Annotated in this window: 18 protein-coding genes; 8 read left to right on the top strand and 10 right to left on the bottom strand. The window is 61.1% G+C overall.

Features of this window, described 5'->3' with window-relative positions:
* Positions 1–20 precede the first annotated feature (20 nt).
* The 3 genes from ACCD02_RS26110 to ACCD02_RS26100 are packed head-to-tail and all read right to left on the bottom strand — an operon-like array spanning position 21 to position 2,754.
* A complete protein-coding gene (locus tag ACCD02_RS26110) occupies positions 21–896 on the bottom strand; it encodes a rhomboid family intramembrane serine protease (protein ID WP_413308467.1) in 876 nt (291 codons plus the stop codon).
* The gene (locus tag ACCD02_RS26105; protein ID WP_413308465.1) at positions 896–1,864 is read right to left on the bottom strand and encodes a metallophosphoesterase; all 969 of its coding nucleotides are present in this window, start codon (positions 1,862–1,864) and stop codon (positions 896–898) included. Before ACCD02_RS26105 ends, ACCD02_RS26110 begins: the two co-directional genes overlap by 1 nt.
* Positions 1,864–2,754, bottom strand: coding sequence for an NAD(+) kinase (locus ACCD02_RS26100; protein ID WP_413308463.1), 891 nt, complete (start codon positions 2,752–2,754; stop codon positions 1,864–1,866). The genes ACCD02_RS26105 and ACCD02_RS26100 overlap by 1 nt, the downstream gene beginning before the upstream one ends.
* A 132-nt stretch (positions 2,755–2,886) precedes the next feature.
* Here ACCD02_RS26100 and ACCD02_RS26095 point away from each other — a divergent pair, with 132 nt between their 5' ends.
* Positions 2,887–3,870: a DUF1853 family protein gene (locus tag ACCD02_RS26095; RefSeq protein WP_413308461.1), complete on the top strand. Its 984-nt coding sequence runs from the start codon at positions 2,887–2,889 to the stop codon at positions 3,868–3,870.
* Here ACCD02_RS26095 and ACCD02_RS26090 read toward each other — a convergent pair.
* The 5 genes from ACCD02_RS26090 to ACCD02_RS26070 all read right to left on the bottom strand — a co-directional run bounded on the left by ACCD02_RS26090 (position 3,833) and on the right by ACCD02_RS26070 (position 11,160).
* On the bottom strand, positions 3,833–5,116 hold the full coding sequence (locus ACCD02_RS26090; RefSeq protein WP_413308524.1) for an arsenic transporter: 1,284 nt from the start codon (positions 5,114–5,116) through the stop codon (positions 3,833–3,835). The genes ACCD02_RS26095 and ACCD02_RS26090 overlap by 38 nt on opposite strands.
* Complete coding sequence (locus ACCD02_RS26085) at positions 5,116–6,330, bottom strand: MFS transporter (RefSeq protein ID WP_413308459.1); 1,215 nt, start codon at positions 6,328–6,330, stop codon at positions 5,116–5,118. Before ACCD02_RS26085 ends, ACCD02_RS26090 begins: the two co-directional genes overlap by 1 nt.
* 243 nt (positions 6,331–6,573) lie before the next feature.
* A complete protein-coding gene (locus ACCD02_RS26080; protein ID WP_413308457.1) occupies positions 6,574–7,911 on the bottom strand; it encodes an MFS transporter in 1,338 nt (445 codons plus the stop codon).
* Between the two features lie 140 nt (positions 7,912–8,051).
* Positions 8,052–8,957, bottom strand: a complete 906-nt coding sequence (locus ACCD02_RS26075; protein ID WP_413308455.1) for a 1-aminocyclopropane-1-carboxylate deaminase/D-cysteine desulfhydrase — start codon at positions 8,955–8,957, stop codon at positions 8,052–8,054.
* Positions 8,958–9,120: 163 nt separating this feature from the next.
* The gene (locus ACCD02_RS26070; RefSeq protein WP_413308453.1) at positions 9,121–11,160 is read right to left on the bottom strand and encodes an FAD-dependent oxidoreductase; all 2,040 of its coding nucleotides are present in this window, start codon (positions 11,158–11,160) and stop codon (positions 9,121–9,123) included.
* A 346-nt stretch (positions 11,161–11,506) separates the two neighbouring features.
* On the opposite strand from ACCD02_RS26070, the gene ACCD02_RS26065 reads away from it, so the two are divergent.
* From ACCD02_RS26065 to ACCD02_RS26050, 4 genes are all read left to right on the top strand, one after another.
* Positions 11,507–12,436 carry a LysR substrate-binding domain-containing protein gene (locus tag ACCD02_RS26065; RefSeq protein WP_413308451.1) on the top strand — a complete coding sequence of 310 codons (930 nt, stop codon included), beginning with the start codon at positions 11,507–11,509 and terminating at the stop codon, positions 12,434–12,436.
* A 147-nt stretch (positions 12,437–12,583) separates the two neighbouring features.
* A complete protein-coding gene (tcuA, locus tag ACCD02_RS26060; RefSeq protein ID WP_413308449.1) occupies positions 12,584–14,038 on the top strand; it encodes an FAD-dependent tricarballylate dehydrogenase TcuA in 1,455 nt (484 codons plus the stop codon).
* Positions 14,025–15,182: a tricarballylate utilization 4Fe-4S protein TcuB gene (gene tcuB, locus ACCD02_RS26055; protein ID WP_413308447.1), complete on the top strand. Its 1,158-nt coding sequence runs from the start codon at positions 14,025–14,027 to the stop codon at positions 15,180–15,182. Before tcuA ends, tcuB begins: the two co-directional genes overlap by 14 nt.
* Positions 15,183–15,229: 47 nt before the next feature.
* Positions 15,230–16,528, top strand: coding sequence for an MFS transporter (locus ACCD02_RS26050; protein WP_413308446.1), 1,299 nt, complete (start codon positions 15,230–15,232; stop codon positions 16,526–16,528).
* Positions 16,529–16,877: 349 nt separating this feature from the next.
* On the opposite strand, the gene ACCD02_RS26045 is transcribed toward ACCD02_RS26050, so the two are convergent.
* Positions 16,878–17,129 carry a hypothetical protein gene (locus ACCD02_RS26045; RefSeq protein ID WP_413308444.1) on the bottom strand — a complete coding sequence of 84 codons (252 nt, stop codon included), beginning with the start codon at positions 17,127–17,129 and terminating at the stop codon, positions 16,878–16,880.
* A gap of 148 nt (positions 17,130–17,277) precedes the next feature.
* Between ACCD02_RS26045 and ACCD02_RS26040 the strand changes: the two genes are divergently transcribed.
* Entirely contained in the window at positions 17,278–20,277 is a 3,000-nt protein-coding gene (locus ACCD02_RS26040) for a type III effector HrpK domain-containing protein (RefSeq protein WP_413308442.1), read from the top strand.
* Positions 20,278–20,328: 51 nt separating this feature from the next.
* Here the strand turns inward: ACCD02_RS26040 and ACCD02_RS26035 are convergent, their stop codons facing one another.
* Complete coding sequence (locus ACCD02_RS26035; RefSeq protein WP_413308440.1) at positions 20,329–21,030, bottom strand: TerC family protein; 702 nt, start codon at positions 21,028–21,030, stop codon at positions 20,329–20,331.
* A 293-nt stretch (positions 21,031–21,323) separates the two neighbouring features.
* On the opposite strand from ACCD02_RS26035, the gene ACCD02_RS26030 reads away from it, so the two are divergent.
* Positions 21,324–22,469, top strand: a complete 1,146-nt coding sequence (locus ACCD02_RS26030) for a carbon-nitrogen hydrolase family protein (protein WP_413308438.1) — start codon at positions 21,324–21,326, stop codon at positions 22,467–22,469.
* Positions 22,470–22,510: 41 nt separating this feature from the next.
* Positions 22,511–23,551: an AraC family transcriptional regulator gene (locus tag ACCD02_RS26025; protein ID WP_413308436.1), complete on the top strand. Its 1,041-nt coding sequence runs from the start codon at positions 22,511–22,513 to the stop codon at positions 23,549–23,551.
* Positions 23,552–23,737 lie beyond the last annotated feature (186 nt).

Below are 23,737 nucleotides of genomic sequence, written 5' to 3'. Positions count from 1 at the left end.
TCTCCAAAATAGGGGGGAGTTTAGCGCTTCATGCGGGCAATTACCCCGCCAAGCAGACCTGTTACACAACCGATGATCAGGCCGCCAACATGGGCGCCGTTGGCGATCTCGCCGAAACCTATGGCGCTGATCAGGCCCGACAGACACAGGCCCAGCCACACCAGCATCATCACCAGCACGCCACGGGGCATGCGATAGACCGGATTGGGCGCCAGCAGCTGGTAGATCCAGCAATGACCGAGCAACGCGTAGAGCACCCCGGACAGGCCGCCGAACAGGGTAGGACCGCTCCAGGCGTATTGCACGTAATTGGATACGGCGCTGAACAGCAGAGTCAGGCCCAGTAAATGCCAGGCGCCCTGACGCAGCTCGATGCGGCGCCCCAATTCCCAGAACCACAGGGCGTTCATCGCCAGATGGAGGATGCCGAAGTGGATCAGCATCGGCGTGACGATACGCCACCACTGCCCCGCCGCCAGACTGTCGGCCAGGGGCACGAAATAGGCCTGATCCCCCATGACGTGGAAGTCCATGAAGGTCAGCCAGCGCAGGGCTTGCAGGTTGTCACCGAGCAGCGTCACGGCCCCGACGATCAGGCACAGCAACAGCACCACGGAGGTCATCGGGCTATTGCGTATCTGCTGAATGAAACCTGCGTGCCGGGTCAACAGCGGGGCTTTGTTGCCGTGGGGCAGCTCGGCCTGGGGATCACCCTGGGGATAGCGTTCATACAAGGTACGTACATCGTCCACCAGGGACGGCGCATCCGGCACCCACAGCACCTGCTCGCCCCCCTCCTCGCTGACGCGATGGGGCACGTTCAAACGGTGTAACAGACTGACAAAGCCACTCAGGTCAGTGGTCAGCGGCAGGCGAAAAACGGCAACAGGGTTCATCAAACCGCCTCGGGACGTTGCACATCGACCCAGACGAACTTGCCCGGATCTATAGAGGTTTCCTGATCCAGCCGGTAGGCGACCAGTTTGCCGTAGAGCACGGCGCTGTAATCCAGACAGGCCAGATTGGGCCGGATCGGTGCGGGAATGCCACTGCGCCAGTAATGGCCGACGAACAACAGCGGCTCGTCCATGCCATAGCGCAGCAAGGCGTTTTTCTCGGTGCTGGAAAGCGGCGTCTTGGCCACGCCCTCAGGCAAGGCATCGGGCTGGAACACCACGTCACCGTAGGTCTGCGGGTCGTCCTCCCAGAACTTGGTGCGGAAGAAGGCGCGGGTCAGGCCGTCGCCACCGGTCAGCGTCATGCCGTGGGGCAGGCGCATGTCCGTGCCACGCAGCAGACGATCGAACACCGCACTGGCGAAACTGCCCGCCTCGGCCGAAGCCTGGACGAAGTGCTTGTCGATGCAACCGTTGCCATGCAGGCCGCGCAACGGCTCGATCAGGCTGGCGTCCCAACAGGCATGGACCACGCGGAAGCGCTCGGCGTCGATAAACAACGGCAGCTCGTAGAACCAGTTGATGAACTCCTTCCACTCGGCAGGATACTGCTCGAACTGGGCGAGGGTTTCACCCAGCAGGCGAGCGTGCCTTGGGGTGTGCTCGCGGACGAACTGCTTGCCCGTCTCGGGCAGTGCCGGGGTCATCCAGCCCAGGGCATTGAACTCATGGTTGCCCATGATGCAATAGGCCTGGCCGGCCTCGACCATATTGCGAACGATATGCAGCGCCTCACGAATGCGCGGGCCGCGGTCGATGATATCGCCGAGAAACACCGCCATGCGCGAAACATGCCGCCAGACTCCGTTCTGGAGCCGATAGCCCATGTCCGCGAGCAATTGCTCAAGGGTATGGGCACAACCATGCACGTCACCAATCAAGTCGTAGCTTCGCGCCGGATCAAGCATCAGTCGCCTCCACCACCAAGTCGGCTGCCCCAGCCAAGCTTGGTGCGACAGACTTCGTAATAGTTGTGATCGAGAGGATGGATCAACCGCAGCTTCTGCGGCTTCTTGCTCACAGTGACCGTATCGCCTGGGGCACAGGTAAAGTGGTTCTGGCCATCACAGGACACCTGTGGATAAATCGTCATGTCCTTGGACACCACGATCTTCAGCTCACTGTTGCCGTCGACCACAATCGGCCGACCAGACAAGGTATGGGGATACATCGGCACAATCACAATGGCATCGAGCTTGGGATGCATGATCGGCCCGCCCGCCGACAGCGCGTAGGCAGTCGAACCGGTGGGCGTGGCGACGATCAGGCCGTCGGCCTTCTGGCTGCAGACGAACTGGCCGTCGATATAGATCTCGAACTCGATCATCCGCGTCGACTTGCCGGGGTGCAGCACTACGTCATTAAGGGCATCGCCCTGACCGATGGCCTCACCATGACGCCTTACCTCGGCTTGAAGCAGAAAGCGGTTTTCGACCAGATAGTGGCCGTCCAGCACTTCGCCGCACTTGAGCTCCAGTTCGTCGGGGCGAATGTCAGTGAGGAAACCCAGGCTGCCGCGGTTGATCCCCAGCACCGGCACGTTGTGCTTGGCCAAGGCCCGCGCCGCCCCGAGCAGGCTGCCATCACCGCCGACGACGATGACCAGATCGCAGACTTCACCGAGCATCTTGCGCGAAGAGATCTGCAGGCCGTGGCCGGGCAGCACTTCGGCGATGGTCTCCTCAAGGATGACATGCAGGTGCCGTTCGAGCAGGAACCTCTTGAGTCGGCGAACCGTATCGAGCACCTGGACACTGCCCAGGCGGCCGATAATGCCGATATTGCGAAATTGCTCCATGGGGCTCCTGCGGATATTCGATGAGGCCAAAGAAATCGATTATGGGCGAAAGCCCGACCCAGCGGCAAACCGGGAATGTGAAAGCCATGGATACAGCCCCCATGTTTCATCTACACCCGCTATCCTCGACCCATGACTCTATTTCCGAACCTGATCGATCTGCCCCGCCAGTTGCGCCTGCCCGAGGTTCGCGACCTGGCCTGGGTCATCCTTGCACCGCCAATGCTGGCGCAGACGCCCTGGCCGCAGCGCCACCCCTTGAGCGGCAGTGACTGGGTACAGGCGCCGGCCCGGCTGGCGGACTTTCTGCGGGCCCTGGACCGGGACGCCAGCTCCCTGCTCGACTGGCTGGCCCTGGGCGCCACGCGGCGGCTGGGGGTGTATTACGAGCGGTTGTGGCAGTTTGCCGTGCAGCAGGCTCCCGGCGTGGAGATGATCGCCGCCAACCTGCCGATTCGCCTGGAAGGCCACACCCTCGGCGAACTGGACATGCTGCTGCGCGATGGCGAGGGCGTGCATCACATCGAACTGGCGATCAAGCTCTATCTCGGCCCGCAACAGGGTGATGGCCAGGACCCGGCGCAATGGCTGGGCCCAGGCTGCAATGACCGTCTGGACCGCAAGCTGGATCACCTGAGCCAGCACCAACTGCCAATTTCCGCCCGCCCGGAAAGCCGCGCCGTACTGGCCGGGTTGGGCGTCGACGCGTTTAGCGCCGAGCTATGGTTGGGCGGCTATCTGCTGTATCCGTGGCCGAACTGCGCGCAATCACCTGCCGGGGTGCATGGCCAGCATCTCAAGGGCCGTTGGCTGCATCAGCGCGACTGGCCCGCGTTCATCGCGCAAAGTCCCGCCGGGCGCTGGCAGCCCCTGCCCCGACATGCCTGGCTGGCGCCCGCGCATTACTTTGAGGCCTGGAGCGAGCAGCAGCTGCAGGACTGGCTCGAACAACTCGACCCGCTGGCCCCGGCGCAGTTGCTGGTGCGCCTGCTGCCCAACCGCGACGGCGGCTGGGACGAAGCCGAGCGTCTGTTTCTGGTCGCCGATATCTGGCCCAACCTGGGCGACAACAGCAACGCTACCAGCTCAATCGCAGTGCCAGCGCCGCCAGCGTGAGCAACAGCACCGGCACCGTCAGCACGACGCCGACCCGGAAGTAATAACCCCAGCCGATATGAATGCCCTTGCGCTCCAGCACATGTAGCCAGAGCAGGGTCGCCAGGCTGCCAATGGGCGTAATTTTCGGGCCCAGGTCGCTGCCGATCACGTTGGCGTAGATCATCGCCTCCTGTACCGGGCCAACCGCATGGCTGGCATCAATGGACAGCAAACCGATCAGCACCGTGGGCAGATTGTTCATCACCGAGGCCAGCAGCGCCGTCAGCACGCCGGTGCCCATGGCCGCGCCCCAGACGCCATGTTCAGCGAAGCGGTCGAGCAGTGTCGCCAGATAATCGGTCAGCCCGGCATTACGCAGGCCGTAGACCACCAGGTACATGCCCAGGGAGAAAATCACAATCTGCCACGGCGCCTCGCGCAGCACCCGGCGCGTGGCAATCTTGTGGCCTTTGGCAGCGATGCCCAGCAGCAAGGCCGCACACACCGCCGAAATGGCGCTGATGGGAATGCCCAGAGGCTCCAGGGCAAAGCAACCGGCCAGCAGGATCAGCAGCACCCACCAACCGGCGATGAAAGTCGGTCGATCCTTGATTGCCGATGAAGGCTCATCCAACTGCTGCGGATCATAGCTGGCAGGAATATCACGACGATAAAACCACATCAGGATGCCCAGGCTCGCCGCGACGCTGACCAGATTCACCGGCACCATCACGGCGGCATAGCGATTGAAGCCGATCTTGAAATAGTCGGCACTGACGATATTGACCAGGTTCGACACCACCAGCGGCAGGCTTGCCGTGTCGACGATAAACCCCGCCGCCATCACGAATGCCAGGGTCGTCGCCTTGGAAAACCGCAGGGCCAGGAGCATGGCAATGACGATCGGCGTGAGAATCAGCACCGCGCCGTCATTGGCGAACAGTGCCGCCACCAATGCACCGAGCAGGACGATAAAGGCAAACAGCCTGCGTCCGCCGCCCTGTCCCCAGCGCGCCACATGTAGCGCGGCCCAGGCGAAGAACCCGGCCTCATCCAGCAGCAGGCTGATAATGATCAGGGCGATAAAAGTGCCGGTAGCGTTCCAGATGATGTGCCAGACCAGCGGAATATCCGCCAGGTGCACAACACCACTGAGCAACGCCAGAACGGCGCCGAGCACCGCACTCCAACCCACCCCAAGGCCCTTTGGCTGCCAGATCACCAAAGTAATGGTCAGCAGGAAAATCAGCGTCGCGGTAATGATCATTTATGGGTTCTCGGCAGGAAGATAGCCAGAATCCCGAGCAGCGGCAGGAACGAGCACAGTGTGTAGACGAAATTGATGCCGTGGCTGTCTGCCAGATAACCCAGCAGCGCCGCGCCGATGCCGCCGAAGCCGAACATCAGGCCGAAGAAAATCCCGGCGATCATGCCGACATTGCCCGGCATCAGTTCCTGAGCGAAGACCACGATGGCGGAGAATGCCGAAGCCAGGATAAAGCCGATGATCACGCTGAGGACGCTGGTCCAGAACAGATCGGCGTAAGGCATGGCCAGCGTGAAAGGCGCCGCGCCGAGAATCGAGAACCAGATCACCGCCTTGCGCCCGATCTTGTCGCCGATCGGGCCGCCGAAGAAGGTACCCGCTGCCACGGCGCCGAGGAACAGAAACAGGTGCAACTGCGACGACGCTACCGACACGTTGAACTTGTCGATCAGGTAGAAGGTGAAATAGCTGGTGATGCTGGTCATGTAGAAGAACTTGGAGAACACCAGAAACGCCAGGATTCCCAGGGACGCCCACACCCGTGTCTTCGACAGACCATGGGTCGCCACCTGCCCGGCCTTGAGCTTGAACAGCGCCAGATGGCCGCGATACCAGCGGCTGATGGCATACAGCAGGCCCAACGAAAATAGCGCGAACAAACCGAACCAGGCGACATGATCCTGGCCGAACGGAATGATGATCGCCGCTGCCAGCAAAGGCCCGAGGGCCGAGCCGCTGTTGCCGCCGACCTGGAAGGTCGATTGCGCAAGGCCAAAGCGCCCGCCCGAGGCCAGCCGCGCGATACGCGAGGCTTCCGGGTGGAAGGTCGAAGAACCGATGCCGATCAGTGCCGCCGCCAGCAGGATCATCGGGAAGCTGCCGACCATGGACATCATCACGATGCCGATCAGTGTGCAGATCGAACCCACTGGCAGGACCAGTGGATTGGGGTGGCGGTCCGTGTAGTAACCAACCCAGGGTTGCAGCACCGAGGCAGTGATCTGGAACGTCAGGGTAATCAGGCCGATCTGGGTGAAGCTCAGGCCATAGTTGGCCTTGAGCATCGGGTAGATAGACGGCAGGACCGACTGGATAAGGTCATTGATCAAGTGTGCCAGGGCAACGGCACCAATGATGCGCAGCACCAAGGGGCTGCTTTGCGGGATCGCCGCAGCGGGGCTCACCCCGGCTTGAGTACTGCTGAGCGCCATCGAAATTCATCCGTCGAGCAATATTGGGTCCTCGGCGGATGACTCAGAGGGTGGCATCGGCACAAGGCTCGCCAATGTGCCATTTTTTGGGGCGCTCATGTCGATATTTGTTACAAAACAAGACATCGGTAGCAGAGGCCCGGAGATACCCCTGTAGGAGCTGCCGCAGGCTGCGAACGGCTTCACACCGTTTTCGCAGCCTGCGGCAGCTCCTGCAGGGCCTCATTCCAATTCAAATGGAGGTCAGGCCGCAGAACCGACCGCCGCCCCCTTCTCCCCCGAAGGAATGTCATGCAGGGAAATCTTCGAGGTCTCCGGCAGTGCCATGCCACCAGCCAGCGCCAGCAGGGCAATGACGATCAGGTAGAACGCCGGCGACAGATTGCTGCCGGTGGTGCTGATCAGCCAGGTGGCCATCAGCGGTGCAGTGCCGCCAAAGATGGTGTAAGCCATGTTGTAGGTAATGGCCGAAGCGGTGTAGCGGGTGCGGGTCGGGAAGGTTTCCGATAACAGTGCCGCCGTCACCACGCCGCACAATACTGCGCCGATGGCCAGCAGCATCACGCCGATGATCGAGGCCACGAACGAGCCGGAGCTGGCCATGAGGAAGGACGGATAGACCACCACAATCAAAAGCACACAGGTACTCAAGACCGTCATGCGCCGCCCGACCCGGTCCGAATAGGCCCCAGCCAGGGGGCAGATCGCGGCGGCGAAGACCAAGGCAATCAGCGACACCAGCAAGGCCGTGGCCCGACTCAGGCCGCCAGCGACTTGCAGGTAAGTGGCAAAATAGGTGGTGAACATATAGAAAGACAGCGCCGTCAGTGACACAAAGGCACCGAGGCAGCAGATGGCCGCGCCATGGTTGCGCAGGGTGTCCTTGAGTGGTGAGTGGGCCACGGCGTCTTCCTCGGCAACCGCCTGAAACGCCGGAGTCTCGCCCAGACGCCAGCGCAGATACAGCCCGACCAGGCCCAAGGGTGCGGCGATCAAGAACGGCAGGCGCCAACCCCAGCTGTTCATGGCTTCAGGCGACAGCGACGCATCCAGGGCGTAGGCCATGATGGCGGCGGCAGCGAAGGCGGAAAAGGTCGAGACCGGTATGAAGCTGCCATACCAGGCGCGCTTGTGTTGCGGTGCGTGCTCCATCAGATAGGCACAGGCCCCGGCATACTCACCGCCGGCGGAAAAGCCCTGGGCGCAGCGAATCAGCGTCAGCAGGACCGGCGCCATGACGCCAATGGCCGCGTAAGTGGGCAACAGGCCGATCAGCGTCGTGGCGCCGGCCATCAGCAGAATGGTGAAAGCCAGGGTCTTCTTGCGTCCGATCCTGTCGCCCAGCATGCCGAAGAACACCCCGCCCAAAGGCCGGAAAGCAAAGGCCACGGCGAACACCGCGAAGGTTTTCAACAGTCCGGCGCTGGCGTCGGTACTGGGAAAAAACTGTTGGGCGATGGCAGTGGCCAAAAAGCCGTAGACCGCAAAGTCGAACCATTCGACAAAGTTACCGATAGCGGCGGCAACGATGACTTTTCTCAGAGTGGCAGGATCGACCTGCTCGATTGCCGGGTGGGTCATGGGCACCTCGCCTTGAATGAATCGGAATTCTTTCGATTATCGAGACAGTGCCTGAAACGCTTCAGTCCAGAAGTGTCATCCGCATAGTCAGGACCGACCGATACCAAGGGAACTTCGCAGGATTCATGCCAGTACCAAGGTCACAAGCCTAAAGCACGCCGCCCCTGCAGGCCGCCGGTATGCACAAAGATCAGACGGGTACCGCTGCAGAATCGTCCGGCATCAACATGATCACGCAGCGCCAGCAGGGCCTTGCCGGTGTACAGCGGCTCCAGGGGCATGCCACCTTGCGCCTCAGTGTCGGCGATAAAGCCCAACAGTTCGGCATCGATTTTGGCGAAGCCGCCACGGCTGGCATCCAGCAGTTGAAAATCGCCCTCGCCCACAATCGCCGCCACATTCTGCGCCACACCATGATCATCCGGCACCGCCATGGCGCCATACACCGAATGCGCGCCCGCTTCGGCCAGCAGCAGTCCGGCCAGAGTGGTACCAGTCCCTGCGGCCAGCCACCAGGCGTCATAGTCGTGCCAACCCAATGCGGGTAATTGATCGCGAACCATTGTCAGCAGATCGGCACAACCCAATGCGCCCGGCAAACCGCCACCGCCTTCGGCGATCGGATAAAAACCGCGATAGGCCTGCTGCCAGGGCAGCCAGAAACCGGGCTGATGGCGCTCGCGATAACCGCCGTAGCCCAGCCAGTGCAACTGCATGCCGAAGCGCTGCAAGTCGAGCACCGTGGGAGTGATTTGCTCATGGCCGCGCAACAGCCCGACCGTGGCAAAGCCAAAACGCTTGCCCGCCGCAGCCAGGGCATGCAGATGATTGGAGTGGGCACCACCCAGGCTGATCACCCCTTCTGCGCCGGCCTGGAGGGCGGCGGTCAGATGGTGCTTGAGCTTGAACCACTTGTTGCCGCTGATCAGCGGGTCAATCAGATCCAGGCGCAACACCGCCACCTCGACCCCGGCGTGTTGCAGCCAGGGCAGAACGAGGGGTTGCAAAGGGGCATGGGGGTGCCAGATGGGGAGAGTCAGGGGCATAGGGGCATTCTAACAGCCCCTTCTTGCATTGAATTGAAGTGCGGTGTTGTTGTGGGACCGGCTTTAGCCGGGAAAGGGCCGGGACAGGCTCAATATTCACTGCCCGAAAATGACGCCTTCCCGGCTAAAGCCGGTCCCACAAAACCACCGACGTAGAGGCATTTTACAGCTCGGCCGCCAGGCGCGAACCCTGATTGATCGCCCGCTTGGCATCCAGCTCCGCCGCGACATCGGCGCCGCCGATCAGGTGCACGCTCTGCCCGCCCGCCACCAGCCCGTCATACAGCTCGCGCAGAGGGTCCTGGCCGGCGCAGATAACGATGTTATCCACCGGCAGCAGTTGCGCTTCGCCCTCGCCGATACGGATATGCAGCCCGGCGTCGTCGATCTTCAGGTACTCGACGCTGTTGAGCATCTGCACCTGCTTGTTCTTCAGGCCCGTGCGGTGGATCCAGCCGGTGGTCTTGCCCAGGCCATCGCCGACCTTGGAAGCCTTGCGCTGCAACAGGAACACCTGGCGTGCCGGAGCATGGGGATGAGCCTTGATCCCGGCAACGCCGCCGCGAGCCTCTAACGCAACATCGATGCCCCACTCCTTCCAGAACTCGGCGCGATTGAGGCTGGTGGAAACCGTGCCCTGATCGACGAGAAATTCCGAGACGTCGAAGCCGATACCGCCCGCGCCAATCACTGCAACGGTCTTGCCCACCGGTTTGCGCTCGAGGATCACGTCCAGATAGCTCAGTACCTTGGGGTTGTCGATCCCGGGAATCGCCGGGGTACGCGGCGCGATACCGGTAGCAAGGATGATTTCGTCATAGCCACCGTCCTGCAGATCCTGCACCGACACACGGGTGTTCAAGTGAAGATCGACGCCCGTGGTTTGCAGCTTGCGGCCAAAGTAACGCAGGGTCTCGAAGAACTCTTCCTTGCCCGGCACGCGCTTGGCGACATTGAACTGCCCGCCGATCTCGGCAGCGGAATCGAACAGGGTGACCTGATGACCGCGTTCGGCAGCCACGGTAGCCGCTGCCAGACCTGCAGGTCCGGCGCCGACCACGGCGATTTTCTTGACCTGCAGGGTGGGGATGTAATTCAGCTCGGTCTCATGGCAGGCACGGGGGTTGACCAGGCAGCTGGTCAGCTTGCCGCCGAACGTGTGATCCAGACAGGCCTGGTTGCAGCCGATGCAGGTATTGATTTCATCGCTGCGCCCGGCGGCGGCCTTGTTGACGAAATCGGCGTCGGCGAGGAATGGCCGAGCCATGGAGACCATATCGGCATCGCCTTCACTCAACACCTGCTCGGCGATTTCCGGAGTATTGATGCGGTTGGTGGTGATCAGCGGAATACCCACCGAACCCCGCAGCTTGGCCGTGACCTTGGTGAACGCCGCGCGCGGTACTTTGGTGGCGATGGTCGGAATCCGCGCTTCGTGCCAGCCGATACCGGTATTGATCAGTGTTGCGCCAGCCTTCTCGATGGCCTGGGCCAGCTGCACGATCTCCTCCCAGACGCTGCCGCCTGCGACCAGGTCGAGCATCGACAGACGAAAGATGATGATGAAGTTCGGGCCGACGGCTTCACGCACGCGACGGACGATTTCCAGAGGCAGGCGCATACGGTTTTCGTAGCTGCCTCCCCAACGATCGGTACGGTGGTTGGTGTGGGCGGCGAGGAACTGGTTAATGAAATAACCTTCCGAGCCCATGATCTCAACGCCATCGTAGCCCGCGCTCTGAGCCAGGCTGGAACAGGTGACGAAATCGGCGATCTGCTTCTCGATGCCCTCTTCGTCCAGTTCCCGTGGTTTGAACGGGTTGATCGGCGCCTGGATGGCGCTCGGGGCGACCTGCCTGGGGCTATAGGCATAGCGCCCGGCATGGAGAATCTGCATGCAGATCTTGCCACCGGCCTCGTGCACGGCCTGGGTGACGATGCGGTGCTTGTCCGCCTCTTCGCTGCTGGTCAACTTGGCCGCACCGGCGTACACCCCACCCTCGTCGTTGGGCGCGATACCACCGGTCACCATCAGCCCGACACCGCCACGGGCCCGTTCGGCAAAATACGCCGCCATGCGCTCGAAACCACCGGGCTTTTCTTCAAGGCCGGTGTGCATCGAGCCCATCAGGGTACGGTTGCGCAGAGTGGTGAAACCCAGGTCCAACGGGGCCAGCAGGTGCGGATAGTGAGCAGCAGCCATTACAGAGTCCCTCATGCATCGTCACGGAAATGCGGACGCCTCAATGGGGGCCCGTCGATTATTCGGGTACATAGCCTGTATCCCGTTCATGTCACCAACATTAAAGAGCCAGCGGGTCGCGCTCAATGACTGAAAGTGACAAGCTATTGATCATAGTGTGCAGTACAGATTATAGCGGCACCGCGTTATCGTTCTTAGCGGGCAAGCCACGCTCCCGCAGGATCATGCAAACCCGTTGGCGTCGGGCTTGCCCGCGAATCAGGCGCCGCAGCGTTTCTGGCACAACACCTCGCCTGCATTAAAGCTGAGAGTAGAATCCCTGCTTTCCCTCAGCCGGAGCCGCGACGTGGAACTCAGACAACTGCGCTACTTCGTGAAAATTGTCGAACACGGCAGCCTGGGCCGTGCGGCGCTGGAGCTGGAGGTCGGGGTCTCGGCGCTGAGCCAGCAGATCGGCAAGCTGGAAAGCGAGCTGTCGACCCGCCTGCTCAACCGGACCAGTACCGGTGTCACGCCGACCGGTGCCGGAACCGCCTTCCTGCACCATGCGCAACTCACCCTGCGTCAGGCGGAAAACGCCATCCAGGCCGCCCACCGTGGGCGTATGAGCGGCTACGTCAGCGTCGGCCTGCCGCCCACCACCGCCACCGTTCTCGCGCTGCCGTTGATCAATGCCATGCGCGAGCGCTATCCGGACATTCAGCTGCGCATTGTCGAAATGCTCTCCGGGCACCTTGCTGCCCAGCTCAATGCGCGGCAGATCGACCTGGCTATCCTGTTTCAACTTGAAGGCGGCAAGCGCTGGAGCGTGACGCCGTTGCTGGATGAAAAACTTTTTGTCATCGCCGCCCACGATCTGCCAGATGCGCCCCAAGGTGAAAGCGTGCAACTGGCGGATCTGGGGCGTCTGCCCCTGGTCATGCCGAGCCTGCAACACGGCCTGCGTACCGCTCTGATGACCGCCTTCGAACGCTCGGGCGTGACACCTCGCGTGATCATGGAAGTGGACGGCCTGGCCGTACTGATGAACGCCGTGCGAGCAGGACACGCCGCCACCATTCAACCCGGCGCGGCGGCGGCCCTGGAAGGCGAACGCGGCTTGTCACTGGTGCAGATCGCCGATCCCCATGTCGGGCGCCGGAACCTGCTGGCCACCCTGGCCGACGATGAGCTGTCCCCGGCCGCGCTGGCCACGCGTATTGTCATCTGCGATGTGGCCCGGCAGCTGGTCAACGACCGGCTTTGGCCCGGTGCCCGGTTGATCGCAGAACCGTGATCAGGCTCCCATTCGACACTTCAACTCTTTAGTAAAACTAAACGCCCCACTGCAAAACCTGCCTTTCGAGCCTTATCGCCGCGCCCTACTGTTCGCTCCATCACTGGCAGCCATTCGTCCGGCCTGCCCGCGAATCGAGGAGAAACAATGGTCGACGTTTTGGTTATAGGTGGCGGCAACGCAGCGCTGTGCGCAGCACTGATGGCACGAGAAGCCGGTGCCAGTGTGATGCTGCTGGAAGGAGCGCCCAAAGTCTGGCGTGGCGGCAACTCGCAACACACTCGCAACCTGCGCTGCATGCACGATACGCCGCAGGACGTATTGGTCGAAGCTTATCCCGAAGAAGAATACTGGCAGGATCTGCTGAAGGTCACCGGGGGGCTGACCGATGAAAGACTGGCGCGCATCGCCATCCGGGCTTCGTCGTCATGCCGCGACTGGATGCGCACTCACGGCGTGCATTTCCAACCGCCACTGTCCGGCGCACTGCATGTAGCACGCACCAACGCGTTTTTCATGGGCGGCGGCAAGGCGCTGGTCAACGCCTACTTTCGCAGCGCCGAACGGCTTGGCGTGCAGATCCGCTATAACGCGCAGGTTACCGATCTGGAGTTGGACGACGGCAGGTTTGTCGCCGCCCTTATCGGCGAGCGTGAAGTTGACGGCGAGCGCCTGCCAGCCGAACGCATCGAAGCACGATCCTGCGTACTCGCAGCCGGGGGCTTCGAATCCAATCGTCAATGGCTGCGCGAAGCCTGGGGCCAGAACGAACGTGGCGAGTGGCCCTCGGACAACTTCTTGATCCGTGGCACACGCTTCAATACCGGTGTGTTGCTACGACGCATGATCGACCTGGGCGCCGACATCATCGGCGACCCGACCCAGGCCCATATGGTCGCCATTGATGCCCGTGCACCGTTGTACGACGGCGGTATCTGCACCCGCATCGACTGCGTGTCCCTTGGTGTGGTGGTCAACCGCGACGGCGAACGCTTCTACGATGAAGGCGAGGATTTCTGGCCCAAACGCTATGCGATCTGGGGACGCCTGGTCGCAGGCCAGCCCAATCAACAGGCCTACTCGATCATCGACCAGCAGGCCATCGGCCGTTTCATGCCTCCGGTATTTCCCGGCACCCGCGCCGACACTCTACCAGAGCTGGCCCGGCTGCTGGATCTACCACAGGAACAGTTCGTCAAGACGATCGAGGACTACAACCGCGCCTGCCGGATCGGCACCTTCGACCACACCGCCCTCGACGACTGCCGTACCCAGGGTCTCACCCCGGCCAAGACCCATTGGGCACGCCCCCTGGTCAAGCCACCCTTCCACGCCTACCCGCTCAAGCCCGGCGTGACCTTTACTTACCTGGGTCTGGCCACTGATGAGACCGCCTCCGTGCACTTCAACGGCAAGGCCAGCCCCAACCTGTTCGTCGCCGGAGAAATGATGGCCGGCAACGTGCTGGGCAAGGGGTACACCGCCGGTATCGGCATGGCCATCGGCACCGCCTTCGGCCGGATTGCCGGTATGCAGGCGGCGGCCTCGGTGGGCCTGGGTCCTTCATCTGTGAAATCGGAATATCGCCATGCAACTGTTTGATCCCAAGGCCACCAGCCCGTTGATCCCGGTCCTCAATCTGGAGGAACGCGAGGTGCAGCGGCAGATGACCATCTGCAACGCCTGCCGTTACTGCGAAGGTTTCTGTGCGGTGTTTCCTGCCATGACCCGGCGCCTGGAGTTCGCCCAGGCCGATATCCACTACCTGGCGAACCTGTGCCATAACTGCGGCGCCTGCCTGTCCGCCTGCCAATACGCGGCGCCCCATGAGTTCGCGGTCAATGTGCCGAAAGCCATGGCCAAGGTGCGCCTGGACACCTACGCCGAATATGCCTGGCCGCCCGCGTTGGGCAAGCTGTACCAGCGCAACGGCCTGACGTTGGCCCTGGTGTCGGGCTTTGGCCTGGCCCTGTTTCTGTGCCTGGCGCTAATAGTCATGGGTAACCTGTTCAAGGCCATGCCGGGCGGCAACTTCTACGCAATCTTCCCCCACAACACCCTGGCCCTGATGTTTGGCACCGTGTTCGGCTTTGCGGTACTGGCGCTGACCATGGGCGTGCGGCGCTTCTGGCGCAACGTATCCCCGCCTCAGTCAACGTTATCGCTGAAAACATCAGCGGCCCTTGAGGCGACGGCCAATGTCGCGCAGCTCAAGTACCTGGACGGCGGCCACGGCGAAGGCTGCAACAACGCCGACGACGCCTTCACTCTGTGGCGTCGGCGCTTCCATCACCTGACCTTCTACGGTTTCCTGCTCTGCTTCGCCGCCACCGCCGTCGCCACCCTGTATCACTTTTTGCTCGACTGGTCGGCGCCCTACCCGATCCTCAGCCTGCCGGTGTTGCTCGGCATTGCCGGTGGCGTCGGCCTCCTGCTCGGCCCGGCCGGCCTGTTGTGGATGAACCTGCGCCGTAACCCGGAGCAAGGCGATGAAAAGCAGAAACCCATGGACCGCGGCTTTATCGCCCTGTTGCTGCTGGTCAGCGCCAGCGGCCTGGCCCTGCTGGTCTTCAGGGAAAGCGCCGCCCTGGGCCTGTTGCTGGCCGTGCACCTGGGCCTGGTCATGGCGTTCTTCCTGACCATGCCCTACAGCAAGTTCGCCCACGGCATCTTCCGCAGCGCTGCGTTGTTGAAACACGCCATCGAAAAGCGCCAACCCAACCCGACCAATACGGGTAGCGACTGAACACCCCTGCTCTGCCCCCAATAACAATAGCGAGTACCCACACCGCCATGATGAAGACAACAGCAACCTCCGGATCCCGGGCGTCGAAATTCGGCGCCATTGTCAGGGTCACCAGTGGCAACTTTCTCGAACAGTTCGACTTTTTTCTGTTCGGTTTCTATGCAACCTATATCTCCCAGACGTTCTTCCCCGCCGACAGCGAGTTCGCCTCGTTGATGATGACGTTTGCCGTATTCGGCTCGGGCTTTTTGATGCGGCCGCTGGGCGCCATTGTCCTGGGTGCCTATATCGACAAGGTCGGGCGCAGAAAGGGCTTGATCGTCACCCTGTCGATCATGGCCTGCGGCACGGTGCTGATTGCTCTGGTGCCGGGCTATGCCAGCATCGGCATTGCCGCGCCGATCCTGGTGCTGCTCGGGCGTCTGCTCCAGGGTTTTTCGGCAGGTGCGGAACTGGGCGGGGTCTCGGTGTATCTGGCCGAGATCGCTACACCGGGGCGTACCGGTTTCTACACCAGTTGGCAGTCGGCCAGCCAACAGATCGCGATCATCCTCGCGGCAGCGCTGGGCTATGCCATCAACGTCTACCTGAGCACGGCAGAGATCGCCGCCTGGGGCTGGCGCATCCCGTTTTTCATCGGTTGCGTGATCATTCCGTTCATTTTCGTGATTCGCCGTTCGCTGCAGGAAACCGATGTCTTCAAGGCCCGGGCCCATCACCCCAGTGCCGGTGAAGTGTGGCAATCGATGCGGGATAACTGGCGCACCGTGCTGGCTGGCGGCTTGCTTGCGTCGATGACCACGACCACGTTCTATCTGATTACCGTCTATACCCCGACCTTTGGCCGCTCCGTACTGCACCTGAGCACTGCCGACAGCCTGATAGTCACCCTGTTTGTCGGCCTGACCAACTTTATCTGGCTGCCCGTGGGTGGTGCCCTTTCGGATCGCATCGGTCGGCGTCCGCTGCTATTGGCGATTTCGATCCTGTGCATCTTCACCGCGTATCCGGCGATGCACTGGCTGGCGGAGGCTGCGAGTTTTGAACGGCTTTTGGCGGTGCTGTTGTACTTCTCGTTCTTCTTTGGCATGTACAACGGCGCGATGGTCGCGGCCCTCACCGAAGTGATGCCGCAGAACGTAAGAGTGGTGGGATTCTCCCTGGCCTTCAGTCTGGCAACAGCGGTGTTCGGAGGCTTCACCCCGGCCATGTCGACCTTTCTGGTGCAGACCACCGGCGACAAGGCGTCCCCGGCGTATTGGCTGATGTTTGCGGCGGTATGCGGTTGCGCAGCAACGCTGGTGCTGTACCGGCAGCGGCGCCGGGTGGCGGTTGAGGTGGCATAAATAGCTGCAAAGAGAAATGCCGGGCCGTTGTAAACACGGTCCTGTAGGAGCTGCCGAAGACTGCGAATGGATTTACCAGATACACCGCTTTCGCAGCCTTCGGCAGCTCCTACAGAAGCAGCAGGCCGGACAACATCAGCCAGTTGACTATTTTCATAGTGCTTTCCTTTTTTGATTATTGATATAGTGTGAAGATGGGCCATATTCCAAGCACAAGAAACAACATTGAAATTGATTTTATCAATTAATAAAACGGCTTATTACCATCAAGTACTTACACCCAAACACAACTTACAACAAAGCAAGAAAAATATATCTTGTAATCGACCGAATATTTTCAACAGACACTTTACTTTGTTAAGCACCGAATAAAATCGACAACAAATTCAACACTGCTTCCGCCCGTACCGACCATGAGCACATAGCAGCCACGGCTCGCCAGCGATAGCGCTTTGCCTTTATTCACATACATACAGTAAACAACCATTATTGAAACCTGCTGGAAATCTTTCTGTCGCTTTACCTCCCTCTTCGCCATGCCCATTAACTTGGCCAGTTGTGAAACGTTGTGAAAATAACCCGGCGCAACATTAAACGTCATAGAGCGGCTGATAGGGTCACGCCTTAACCACTCGTTCAGACAGCTTATTGTAACTGCCCGGCTCGAATAGACAGGCGCGCGGGCAAGTATGTAGCGCAGACGCTATCTGGCACTGATGTATTTACACAATTGTTACAGGAGCAAGGATATGTCCCTCGCAATCATCGATCTGCCCAAACTCATCACGGATGTCATCAGCAAATCCAAGGAGCAATGGGGCGACTCGGTCGAACGTGCCAAGGCCAAGGACGCCGGTATCGAATGGCAATTGCCTGAAGGCGACAAGCGCTCGGCACAAGACATCATCGACACTACCCCGCTGCTAAGGAACCTGGGAAATCAGAGCGGCGTGAAAGACAAACTCAAGGAACGTGTAGGGGATTTCGAAACTGATCCCAATGCGGCCTACCGGGCAAAACAGGTGCTGGAACATATTGAGCAACTGGACGAAAGTGGTAACCGCGTAGCCGGTAATGATGTCGGTAACGGCAAGGTCGATGGTTTCACCAGTCATAACGAAGCCCGGCACGGAACCGAGGCCGGTCGCCTGCAGGATTTTGGCAAGTATGGTTTCGACAACCTCAAGGGCGAGCTGAAAAGCCCCGCCAATATCAGTGACGACTCCGAAGCACGCAAGGCCGGCGAGAACGCCGGTATCGTGTGGGAACTGCCGGAGGATGACAAGCGTTCGGCCCGGGACATTATTGATGCCAATCCCCTGCTGAAAAATCTCGGCAACCAGAGCGGTGTAAAAGATGCCCTCAAGGCGCGGGTGGGAGATTTCGAAAACGATCCCGATGCCGCCTTCCGCGCCAGCCAGGTGCTTGATCGCGTCGTCGGCTACGACGAAAACGGCAAGGTGCTCAGCGGTGATGAGGTGTCCAACAGCAGTGTCGATGGCTTTACCAAAAGCGGTGAGGCGAAACATGGCACCGAGGCAGGCCGCTTGCAGGATTTCGGTAAGTACGGTTTCGAGTCACTGCCCAAGGCCCAGGCCAGCGAGGATATCGCCAGCTACAAAGACTTCCTCAAGGCCAAGCCTGATGCCGACGACGGCTCGAAACAGATCGCCCGTTATGCCGCCATCCTCGAACAGCACTACGACTCGATCCGCGGCAAGACCGGGTCTGACGGCGCCCTGACTGAGCAGAACATCAAGGATTACAAGGACGCCAATCCGCAGCTCGGCGGCGAAGAGAAAGAGGCGCTGGACTTCTGGTCGCAGCCGGGTGCCTTCAAGATGCTCGACACCGCCGGTAGCCCGTTGGCCGACCACCCCGATGGCCAGGCCAGCAAGGCCGATATCCAGAACTGGCTGAAGAACACCGCCCCCGCAGATGCAACCGGACTGACCAGCCTGCTGTCGAGCGTGGTTTCGGGCAACCTCACCAGTAACGTCGACACCAGCAAGCTGGGCAAGGACGTCTTCGAACACCCCGAGAACTACACGGCCGAGGAAAAGGCCGCCGTGTTGCTGGACCTGCAAAAAGCGCAAAAACTGGTGGTGGATGGCGCCAACGCCGGAATGTGGGGTGACGACTACGGCAAGGTGGCGATTGCCAACGGTTCCGGTGCGTTCTGGGAACCGGACAAGGTGTTGCAGGACATCAACGACCACATCAGCCTCCTGCAGAACGACGAAGCCACGGCCAACTACCTCAAGGACAATGGCGACAAGGCCATGCAGGCGTTGTTCGAATCCAGCCCGGGTCTCAAGGATGCCGTCACCAAGACCTACGAAGAGCAGATAAAGTCCGGCAAGGCACTGGATCAGGCCTGGGACGCCGCAACCAAAGATGGCAGGACCGATCAGACCGAGGCGTTGACCAACTTCTACGCCACCGCGCAAAGCATGCAGTCGATGCTCGGTATCGACAACGCTGCCGAGATCCAGGCAGCGGTAGGCAAATCGTCTCACAGTGAAGAATTCAAGACTCACTATAAGGATTCACTGGCCTCCGGTGACCGCCTGCGCGAACTGCTCGAGACCGAAACCCCGGAAGCCGCCGCCAGCGCCTTCAGCATGGAAGTGGCGTTGTACAACGCGACCCTGGACCCGACGTTCACAGCCCCGTTCGATAAACAGCTCAACGACAACTTCTCCAGCATCGTCCAGGAACACGCGTTCGATGGCGCGACCTTCGATGATATGAAGACCGCGTTCGGCAAGGACGGCGGCGCGGAGCTTGATGAAGACAAAGTGCGCAAGCTGATCGAGCAGGTGCGTCAGCAATCCCCGGAGCTGCTGATGAATCAGGACGGCAGCGTGGCCACGACCGATCAGGTGCTGGCCGGTTTCCGCGGCAATTGGGACATGTTCCGCCAGGGCACCAAGGCCCTGGACAAGATGAACAAGCTCGACATGTTCGACCTCAGCGGCGATGCCAAGGGCGCTTACAGCAGCGGTACCCTGCACGGGGTCAGCGGCCTGTTCCTCGCGGGCATGACCATCGCCCGTGGCGCCCAGAGCGCTGGCAAACTGAGCCCGCGCAATATCGTCGACATCACCACCGGATCGATTCAGACCGCCACCGTCCTTACCGAAGGTGGGACCAAGGCCTATCAGGAGTATCTGGATAAGGCGATCAAGAACGGCGAACAGTCACTGGACGACATGAAGACCGGCAAGCTGCCCAGTGATCTGCTCGACCAGATCAAGGGCAACGTCAAGGACGACAAAAACGCCAGGATCATCTCGAAGAACTTCGAAGAAGGCGCCAAAGGCCTGGGCGGCCTGGCCGGTATCGCCGCCGGTGCCTACGGCATCTTCGACGGCGTACAGGCGATTCGTCGCGGCGACAGGCTGACCGGGGGCTTCGGCATTACTGCCGGTTCTCTGGGCGTGATGGCGGGCGCGGCTTCGACGGTCGAGGGCGGCCTGGGACTTTTGGGGGCCAACCTGCCACGGTTCCTGCCCGCACTGGCCAGCGCGGCGGGCGTGCTGGGATTTCTCGGTGCGGGGGTGGCCGTGCTCGGCGCGATCATTCCGGGTCTGGTCAAGGAAGGGCAGCAGCAGGCCAAGGCCGATGACTTCGCCCAAGTGCTCGGCGGCGCCATCGAGCGCTACGGCATCGATGGGGTCAAAGACGGCACCATCAGCGACATTCCAACCAAGGACTGGCCGGGCGGCGAGCAATGGACGTCCTGATGTAAGCCAGCCCTCGATCGAGACAGCGCAACTTTCGTTGCGCTGCAGGTTTTATTCGTTTTCCGCTGACGCCTCGGGCTCTGCCTCACTGCGTCGCCCCAGCCAAAGCCCCGCCAGCACAACGACGACCGCCGCCGCGCCGCTTGCAGCCCAGTGCAGCCACGCCACGGCAGGCAGATACGGCACGATGGAAGGATCGCTGACCGCCATGCCCCCGGCAATCCAGCCGATCAACCCGCCGCCCACCAGCACCAGCCAGCTGGCACGCTCCATGGCTGCAAGTACCAGACGGCTGCCCATGACAATGACGGGAATACTGATCAGCACCCCTGCGGCTACCAGATAAAGATTGCCGTCCCCGGCGGCGGCCACCGCCAGGACGTTATCCAGAGACATGACCACATCGGCGATGATGACCGTCTTGATCGCCGTCCACAAACGAGTCCCGCCATCCAGTTCATCGCCCCCTTCGTCCTGATTGGCCACCAGCTTGATGCCGATCCACAGCAAGGCGATCGCGCCGATCACTTTGAGAAACGGCAGGGCCAACAGGTGCAAGGCAAAGAACAGCATGACGATGCGCAGGACAATCGCCCCCAGCATCCCGCCATAAATCGCCTTGGTCTGCAGCTCCTTGGGCAGACGCTGGCAGGCCATGGCAATGACCACGGCGTTGTCACCGCCCAACAGCAGGTCAATGGCAATGATTTGCGCCAGGGAGGCCCAAATGAGGGGATCAGAAAGCCAAGTCATGAGCAGATCCTATCGAACGAAAAGTGGAAACAGGCCCGTCGGCAGCGATACGAGCAGCAGGATAAAGCAGATGATCACCGAGCATTTCAAACGCGGGTTCTCTGCACGTTGACGCAACTAGACTCATTGTCTTCGGCAAAATTCAGCACCCGATAGCAAATACGCGGTTTTTTTTGGCCACCTATGGGCAAAATTTCGCCCATGCCTGCAAAATCGTTGGATAACCCCTTGTTTTGCCGTAGCCTTCGGACTAAACCCTCAATGCAAAGTCATGCTTGTGTAGCGATCAGCCCATGCGCAAACTTCTGGGTCTATTCATCGCCCTGGCGCTGATAGCCCTCCTCGTCGGCTATGCCATCTGGATCGGCGACCGCCCCGTCGGTCACTATCTGTCGGACCTGCGTATTCATCTGGTGGTCAACGAAGGCCAGCCCGGCGACCGCGGCAATCTGCTGGGCATCCAGCCGGAACTCTTCCCTGCCGATTACCAGAGCAACGAGCGCCTGCATCGCAAGCTCTCCGCCTACTTGCAACAGGCGCGGGACCAAGGCCTGATCAACTCCCGAACCATTGTCGTGCTGCCAGAACATATCGGCACCTGGCTGCTGGCCAGCGGCGAAAAGAATCAGTTGTATCAAGCTGAAACCATCAAGGAAGCCATGACCTGGCTGGCCCTGAGCCATCCATGGCGGTTCATCAACGCGGTGTTCAAGGCCAGGGGCGGCAACCGCCTGGACGACGCTCATATGCGCATGAAGGCCGAAACCATGGCCCGGGATTACCAGAGTCTGTTTGGCGGGCTAGCCAGGGAGTTCGGCGTAACCCTAGTCGCCGGCTCCATCGTGCTGCCAGAACCTTCGGTGGAAAATGGCCAGTTGCAGATCGGCAACGGCCCGCTGTTCAACAGCAGCGTGACCTTCGGCAGCGACGGCCTGCCCATTGGCCAGCCGCAACGTCAGTTGTCACCGGCCAACCATCAGCGCGGCTACATCCGCCCGGCCGACGGCGCGCCACTGCATGTAATCGATACCCCGGCCGGGCGTTTGGGCGTACTGATCGGCAGTGACAGCTGGTATCCGTCCAACTACAAGATACTGAACCAGCAAGGCGTGGAACTCATCGCCATACCGGCGATGGTGATCGGTAATGAGCGCTGGAATAAACCTTGGGGCGGCTCACACCACCCAATGACCGTGAGCAGCATCGGGCTCAACCCCCTGCAAGTCAGCGAGGGCCAGGCCTGGCAGCAGCTGACCCTGAGCGGTCGCGAATTCCAGAGTAACGCCAGGGCGAGTATCAGCGTGTTCATGCGCGGTCAATTCTGGGACCAGGGCAGCTCCGGCTACAGCTTCGCCAGCCACGCCGGGCAGAACCTCAGCGAACCGGTGCCGAACAGCTCGGCGTTCCATGGCGCCCGCCTGATCAATATCTGGTTATGAATGCCCCGCAGAAGCCACGCTCCCACGGGACAGAGGTATAGATGAAAGCACCATCCATACGCCTGGGGGATCTGTCAGTCGGCTTTATCGACAGCCTGGCCGCAGCCGTACGCAGCCATGGCCAGGACCCGCTACCCCTGCTCGACCAATACGGCCTGGACCCGGCCCGCCTGGCCGAGGCCGGAGCGCGGCTGTCGATCCCGCGTTATATGCGCTTGGGCCATGCCGCCATGCAATTGACCGGCGACCCGGCCCTGGGCTTGCGCATGGGCCGGTTCGGCCGCCTGGGCCAGGCCGGGCTGGCAGGCGTAACTGCCAGCCAGGCTCCAAACGTGCGTGAAGCGGCACGCACCCTGATTCGCTTTGAGCCACTGTATGGCTCCAACTATCGCGGGCAGTCGCGCTTCGAGGAAGATGCCGACGGCGCCTGGCTGCGCTTTTACTCCATCAGCCCGTACAACGCCTACAACCGTTTTGTGGTGGATTCGATACTCGCCGGCTGGCTGACTCAACTATCCATACTGGCGGGTTGTACGGTGCAGGCGCGACGCCTGGAAATCGAATTCGAGGCCCCGGATTATGCTGGCGACTATGGCGACTTGAGCGACACGCCGGTAATCTTCGGCGCGGCGGGCAACCAATTGCGTCTGGATCAGCACAGCCTGGCCCTGCGCAACCCCGATCACTGCCCGAGCACCTGGCGCCACCTGTTGCAGTTGTGCGAGAAGGAGCTGGAACAACGCACCCGCACCCGCAGCCTGCGCGAACGCATCACCCAGTTGCTGGGGCCGTTGTTGAATGGGGGGCGGGAGCCGGATCTGGAAGAAGTCGCAGCCCGGCTGAAACTGCCGACCTGGACCTTGCGCCGCAAACTCGCCGATGAAGGTACCGGCTTTCGCGACATTCTCAATGACACGCGCCGCGACCTGGCCATGACCTACATTCGCGACACGGAACTGGCATTCGGGGAGATAGCTTATCTACTGGGGTTTGCCTCGGCCGAAGCCTTTCAACGCGCCTTCAAACGCTGGAACGGGCAGACGCCGGGGGAGTTTCGGCGTAGTCAGCGGCAGATGGCGTGAGTTATTGAACAGATACCCATCTCATGATTTGGAACGGGATCTTGCAGGAGCTGCCGAAGGCTGCGAATTGGGCCATCCGAGACTCAGCTTTCGCAGCCTCCGGCAGCTCCTACAGGGGCCCTGCGCTGTGTCAGGGCAAATCCTGCTACCGATTACAACTCGGTAGCATCATCAGCCGGTTCTGGC

This window comes from Pseudomonas sp. Pseusp88 (genome assembly GCF_047303955.1).
Taxonomy (GTDB): domain Bacteria; phylum Pseudomonadota; class Gammaproteobacteria; order Pseudomonadales; family Pseudomonadaceae; genus Aquipseudomonas.
This window is presented reverse-complemented; position numbering and strand designations above follow the sequence as displayed.